We start from the raw sequence: 5440 nt of genomic DNA on the forward strand, positions 1-5440 counted from the left end.
GCTGGGGGCCCAGGCGTGGCGGGTGGAGCATGCCGTGGACGCTCACGGCGCCCCTCAGTCCCTCCGGCGCCGCCCGGGCGAGGTCGAGTGCGCAGAGGCCTCCAAAGCAATAGCCCAGCACCGCGACGCGCGTGGGATCGACGCGCGGATGGCGCCTCGCAGCTTGCAGAGCAGCGCACATGCGCCGGCGCAGCAGTGCCCGGTCCTCCATGAAGGGTCCCATGAGATGGGAGTTGTCTCCCGTCACGTCTCCACGGACTCCCTTCCCATACACATCCAGGGCGAAGCCCACGTAGCCCTGGGCCGCGAACCGTTCGGCCATCGCGCGGATGATGGCGTTCTGTCCATCCCAGGCATGGGCAATCAGGACGCAAGGACGCGGGCCATCGCGGGTGGACTCGTAGGCGACGTACCCTTCACAGAGGGTGTCCCCGTCGGCGTAGTCATGGGTTTCGGCATGGAGGGGCATGGTGGAGCCCACGCTGCCTCCGCCTCGGCCAGGCCGTCTTGAACGAATGCGACATGCGCAAAGGCATCACAGGAAGTGCGCGAGCGCCGCGGCCGAGCCCTCCCGGCTGGGATTGAAGTAGTCCGCCATCATCGAGCGTGGTGCCCGGTCGAACCGGCCGGGCGTCAGCCCCAGGTAGCGACGCCACGTCCGGATGCGGTGGGCTTGATCGCTGAAGCCCTGGAGCGGATCCCCCTGGCCCGTCTGCGCCGCGAGCAGGCTGGAATGGATCCGCTCCAGGGCGAACAGCTGTCGGGGTGAATGACCGACGTGCTCCTGGAACCCGCGCTCCAGCTGCCGCGTCGAAACGCCCACCGCCCGCGCCGCGGCTTCCACGCGCGACGTGCGGCGCAGCACCTCCCAGGCCCACGCGAGCCGCTCGGTTTCGGGGAGGGGCTTCGTCGTGGCCAGCCTCCGGAGCAACCACGCATCCAGGCGCGCGGTGACCTGGTGGGGTTCCCAAGCGGCCGAGATGTCCTCCACGAGCCGCCGGGTCTGCCCATCGCCCAGCACCGCTCCCAGCTCCAGCAGGTCGTCGCCCGTGGACTGCCCGCTCGCGGGAAAGAGGCGCGCGAGTCCGGCCGGCTTCAGCATGACCATCACGAAGGCGCAGCCCTCGCCAGAGCGCCAGTCGCGGCGGCGGGACTGGATTCCCAGGAGCGAGGCCCGCGGGGCTCCCGCCGCGAAGTCGCTGGAGCACGGCCGGCCGAAGTTCAGGGTCAGCACCGCCGCCGGAGAGGGTGAGGTCTGGATGGGCTGTCCCGCGTAGGCGCCCTTCAGGTCCTGGATGAACCAGTACCCCAGCACGAAGGGTGACAGCGGCGCGGCGGGAGCTTGCTTGAGGAAGTGCACGGGGCGGCTCAGCCTCCATCAGCCAGCGGCGTGGAGGGAAGCCTGGCCCGCGGGGTCGCCGTCCGCTAGAGGATTCAGGGGATGATGGGACCCGGATGAAGACCCGAACAGACAAGGCGGAGCTCATCCAGACCCTGACGCTCTTCGAGGGCACACGGCCTGAAGACCTGCCTGCCCGGCTGGCGAACCCCTTCCACCCGCCGGCTCCCAGCCCCTGGGGGCTCCGGGCGGTGGACGCCCTTCAGCAGCGACTGCGGCAGGACTCCACGTACCGCGAAGCCCTGTGGCGGCCCGGCTACGGGAAGATGTTCGGCGTGCTGGTGGTCGCCGCACCGGGCGGACGGGTGGGGTTCCTGAGCGCGTTCTCCGGGATGCTGGGCGGCGCGTGGACCCTGGAGGGCTTCGTGCCTCCGCTGTTCGATCCCCTGGACCGCGACGCGTTCTGGCCCGCGGGCGAGGCGGAGCTGGCCGCACTGGAGCAACGGCATGCGGAGCTGTCCCGGGAAGCCGATGCGCTGCGAGCGGGGGGCCCCGTTCACGCACTCCGGGAGGTGGAAGCGCGCCGGGCGGAGGTGGAGCACGTGCGCGCCGAATGTTCGCGCGACCTGTGGCGGCAGGTGACGCAGGGATATGTCATTCCCAATGCCCGCGGCGAAACCCAGACATTGGCCGCGCTGTTCGCGCCAAAGCCTCCCCCCGGAGGTGCCGGTGACTGCGCGGCACCCAAGCTGCTGGCGTATGCCTTTCGCCAGGGCCTCACGCCGCTCGAACTCGCGGAGTTCTGGTGGGGTGCACCGCCGTTCGGGGGCCGCCGGGAGTCCGGTGCGTACTACCCCGCGTGTGACAACAAATGCGGCACGGTGCTGCCGTTCATGTTGCAAGGGTTGGCGGTGGAGCTGCCGGCCCCCACCGCGACGGTCAGCGCCGGGCCGCGCGTCCTCCATGAGGACCCGTGGCTCCTCGTGGTCGACAAGCCCGTGGGACTGCCCGCGCTCCCCGGACGGCATGCGCCCGCGCGCGACTCGGTGCTTGCCCGGCTCCAGGCCCGGTTCCCGGAGCTGACCCCCGCCAGCTTCCTCCATGAACTGGAGCCCGAGTCCTCCGGCCTCCTGGTCATCGCGCGGGACGCGGCGACGCGGGCCTCGCTCCAGCGCCAGTTCTCCCGTCGCGAGGCGGAGCACCGCCACGTCGCCTGGCTGGATGGCCACGTGGAAGGAGACGCCGGCAGCATCGACCTGCCCTTGCGCGGAACGGCCCAGGCGTCACTGGGGGACTGCGTGGACATGCGCCACGGCAAGCGGACCCTGAGCGCCTGGAGGGTGCTCCGGCGCGAGGCCTCACGGACCCGGGTGGAGTTCGTGCCAACGACCCAACTTCCCCACGCGTTGCGTATCCATGCAGCGCATCCGCTGGGGCTGGGACTTCCCATCGTCGGGGACGCGCGCCTGGGACGAGAGGCCGCGCGGCTGATGCTCCATGCCGAGGCGCTGGCCTTCGTGCATCCGCGCACGGGCGAGCGTCTGTCATTCACGTCGCCCACGCCGTTCTGAAAGCCAGACCCGGTGGATTGTTTGATCAATCCACCGGACCTCGGAGACCAAGGGAACAGGGAAGGGCGGGAAGGCCCTTCGTGAACAGAACCCCACCTTGGAGAAGACTCTCATGACTCACGCACGAAATGTCCGCCGCCCGAAGTCCATCCTCGCGGGCCTGCTGCTCGCCGCGACGGCGCTGACCGGCTGCGGAGAGGACGACATCAACCGCAAGTACCAGGGGACGTACAGCCTGGAGCTCCAGCTCGACACCGGCGCGAAGCAAGCGGAGGGAGAGCTGGACGTGGGCTTCAACGTCTACAACGACGATGACGCCTTCATCACGATGAACAAGCTGCAGTGCTCCCTCGCCGCCACCTACGCGAACATCACCGAGCCCGGCGCGGAGGGCGGCAAGGTGGAGTACGAGGACCTGCGCGACGTGCGCCCGGATCAGATCCATGCGTGCCCGGTGCCCGCGGAGCTCGGAGAGAACCTCTGGCTGGACTTCCGCCTGGGCAAGGGCCGCGTCGAGAACGGCAAGCTCACCATCGACTACTCGGGCACGGTGGTGCGGGGCACGTACGAGGAGGTCAACGCCAACCAGGGCACCCGCGTGGGGTCCTTCGGCTACACGTTCCTGGGCAACGAGGTGGAGCTGCCCTGAGCCTCGCGGCGTCCCGTCCTACTTGAGGGTCAAGAGCGTGCCCGCGACGATGAGGGCCACGCCCAATCCCAGCCGCCAGGACAGGGGCTCCTTGAGGATGAGCACCGCGAACGTCACCGTGAGCGCCAGGCTGAGCTTGTCGATGGGCGCCACGCGTGACGCCGGGCCCAGCTGCAGGGCCCGGAAGTAGGCCAGCCACGACAGGCCCGTCGCCACGCCCGACAGCGCGAGGAACAGCAGCGTCTTGCGGCTGAGCGAGGGCAGGGCGTGCTGCTCTCCCCGCGCCAGGGCGATGCTCCACGCGAAGACGAGCACCACCACGGTGCGCAGCGCCGTGGCGAGCGTGGAGGGCACTCCCTCCACGCCCACCTTCGCCAGCACCGCGGTCAACGCCGCGAACACCGCGGACAGCAAGGCATACATCCACCAGGTCATCACGGCACTCCAGCGGCGAGGTCGGGAACAACCCCACGACCTTCTGCCTCGCGGGGAGCCGCCGCGCAATCGCGCCGTCCACCGCGCGACACCCCGTGTGGTCTCCGCCAACGTCCGCCTCCGTCCCCCGTCGCGGTCGGCGTCGGATGCCATGCAGCGCTCCGGACCCCTCCTGGCAGGTGATTGCGCGATTCCAGTGTTGCGCGCATACCCGGGCTTTCGCGGAATGGGGGGGACGCGGTCGTGCTCAAACTCAAGCAGGAACCCGAAGAAGCCTGGATGCGCCTGTCGGGCGATGCGGAGCGCCACGCGCTGGACCATGCGTGGCCTTCATCGGAGCGGGACTGCGTGCGGTTCGTCGTCGACGACGCCTTCTTCCGCCTGGAGCACGATGCCCGGCTGGAGCTCTACCGCGACCTGGCGGAGCGGATGCTCGCCGTCTTCCGCGAGCTCACCCCGCCCGGCGGCTGGCTCTACGCGCTGGACCCGCATCACCCCTGCTACCGCCTCTACCCGCACGTCCGCTTCGAGGCCGGCGCGACGCTCCAGGAGATGACCGGGCTCTACACGCGCGAGCACATGGAGCAGGTGGAGCGCGGCATCCACCCGCAGGCGTTCGAGCCGCGCTGGGCCATGGACGTCCACCCGGCGGGAGACCCCGAACACCTCTTCGCGGCGCCGGACTTCCACTTCGTCTTCGCGGCGCGCTACCGCGTGGGCAACTTCGACGGGCTGGAGGCCCCGGGCCGTGGCCCCATTGAAGCGGAGACCTACGAACTCCTGGGACACCGCCTCATCGCCGCCGTGGACCGCAACCCGCCGGCGCTCTTCCAGCGCGCGCGCAGGCTCGGGCCCGACGAATGAGGTGAAGCGGGAACGTCAGGCCGGGCGGGTCACGGCGCGCGGACGCGGCGCGCCCTCGTAGTAGAGGCTGGCCTGCCCCTCGCCGTAGACGACCAGCACCCGGTCGTTCTCCTCCAGGAGCCCCGACGTCTTCTGCGTGACCTTGCGAACCAGCGTGTCGAGCTGCGCCGGACCCTGCTTGCTGCTGGCCCGGACCGTGACGACTGGCATTCGGTGTTCCGCTCCTGGTGACCTCCCGCGATGGGCAGAAGGGCCCGCGTGTCATAGCCAACGGAACACTTCGTTGACAAGTGCGCGCTGCCACGGTGGATAGGGTCCCATGCTCCACCTCGCTCGCGCATTGCTGGTTTTTTCACTTGCCCTGGTCTCCACCTCCGCCGGCGCGCAGTCGCGCGGGTCGGATGACCTGCGGGGCCACGTGTCGCCCACGCCCGCGTGGCTGCCCCGGGGCGTGTTCCTGGGCACGCAGCTCAACAACGGCGCGGTCGTCCCCAACGTGCGCGTGCAGTGGGAGCTCACGATCTTCCAGGACCGCAAGGACTGTCTCTTATACGCATCTGACGCTGCCGACGATAAGGCTCG

At 69.9% G+C, this 5440-nt stretch carries 7 protein-coding genes and 1 pseudogene; 4 read left to right on the forward strand and 4 right to left on the reverse strand.

Annotation, left to right across the window (positions count from 1 at the left end):
* Both D7W79_RS38220 and D7W79_RS38225 read right to left on the reverse strand, forming a co-directional pair.
* Positions 1 to 469 (reverse strand): dienelactone hydrolase family protein (locus D7W79_RS38220; RefSeq protein ID WP_208729950.1); only part of this gene is annotated, 469 nt, incomplete at its 3' end.
* A gap of 66 nt (positions 470 to 535) precedes the next feature.
* The gene (locus tag D7W79_RS38225) at positions 536 to 1360 is read right to left on the reverse strand and encodes a helix-turn-helix domain-containing protein (RefSeq protein WP_120530186.1); all 825 of its coding nucleotides are present in this window, start codon (positions 1358 to 1360) and stop codon (positions 536 to 538) included.
* A gap of 95 nt (positions 1361 to 1455) precedes the next feature.
* On the opposite strand from D7W79_RS38225, the gene D7W79_RS38230 reads away from it, so the two are divergent.
* Together D7W79_RS38230 and D7W79_RS38235 are read left to right on the forward strand one after the other, a co-directional pair.
* On the forward strand, positions 1456 to 2910 hold the full coding sequence (locus D7W79_RS38230; protein ID WP_120530187.1) for an RluA family pseudouridine synthase: 1455 nt from the start codon (positions 1456 to 1458) through the stop codon (positions 2908 to 2910).
* A 112-nt stretch (positions 2911 to 3022) separates the two neighbouring features.
* Positions 3023 to 3559: a hypothetical protein gene (locus tag D7W79_RS38235; protein ID WP_120530188.1), complete on the forward strand. Its 537-nt coding sequence runs from the start codon at positions 3023 to 3025 to the stop codon at positions 3557 to 3559.
* A gap of 18 nt (positions 3560 to 3577) precedes the next feature.
* On the opposite strand, the gene D7W79_RS38240 is transcribed toward D7W79_RS38235, so the two are convergent.
* A complete protein-coding gene (locus tag D7W79_RS38240; protein ID WP_120530189.1) occupies positions 3578 to 3994 on the reverse strand; it encodes an EamA family transporter in 417 nt (138 codons plus the stop codon).
* Between the two features lie 243 nt (positions 3995 to 4237).
* On the opposite strand from D7W79_RS38240, the gene D7W79_RS38245 reads away from it, so the two are divergent.
* The gene (locus D7W79_RS38245; protein ID WP_147442265.1) at positions 4238 to 4858 is read left to right on the forward strand and encodes a DUF2716 domain-containing protein; all 621 of its coding nucleotides are present in this window, start codon (positions 4238 to 4240) and stop codon (positions 4856 to 4858) included.
* Positions 4859 to 4873: 15 nt separating this feature from the next.
* On the opposite strand, the gene D7W79_RS38250 is transcribed toward D7W79_RS38245, so the two are convergent.
* Positions 4874 to 5068 (reverse strand): hypothetical protein, encoded by a 195-nt coding sequence (locus D7W79_RS38250; protein WP_120530191.1) that lies wholly within the window; start codon positions 5066 to 5068, stop codon positions 4874 to 4876.
* A gap of 109 nt (positions 5069 to 5177) precedes the next feature.
* On the opposite strand from D7W79_RS38250, the pseudogene D7W79_RS46565 reads away from it, so the two are divergent.
* Positions 5178 to 5440 (forward strand): annotated as a pseudogene (locus D7W79_RS46565) (hypothetical protein); the annotation flags it as partial.

Origin of the sequence: Corallococcus exercitus (assembly GCF_003611585.1) — a bacterium.
Lineage (GTDB): Bacteria > Myxococcota > Myxococcia > Myxococcales > Myxococcaceae > Corallococcus > Corallococcus exercitus.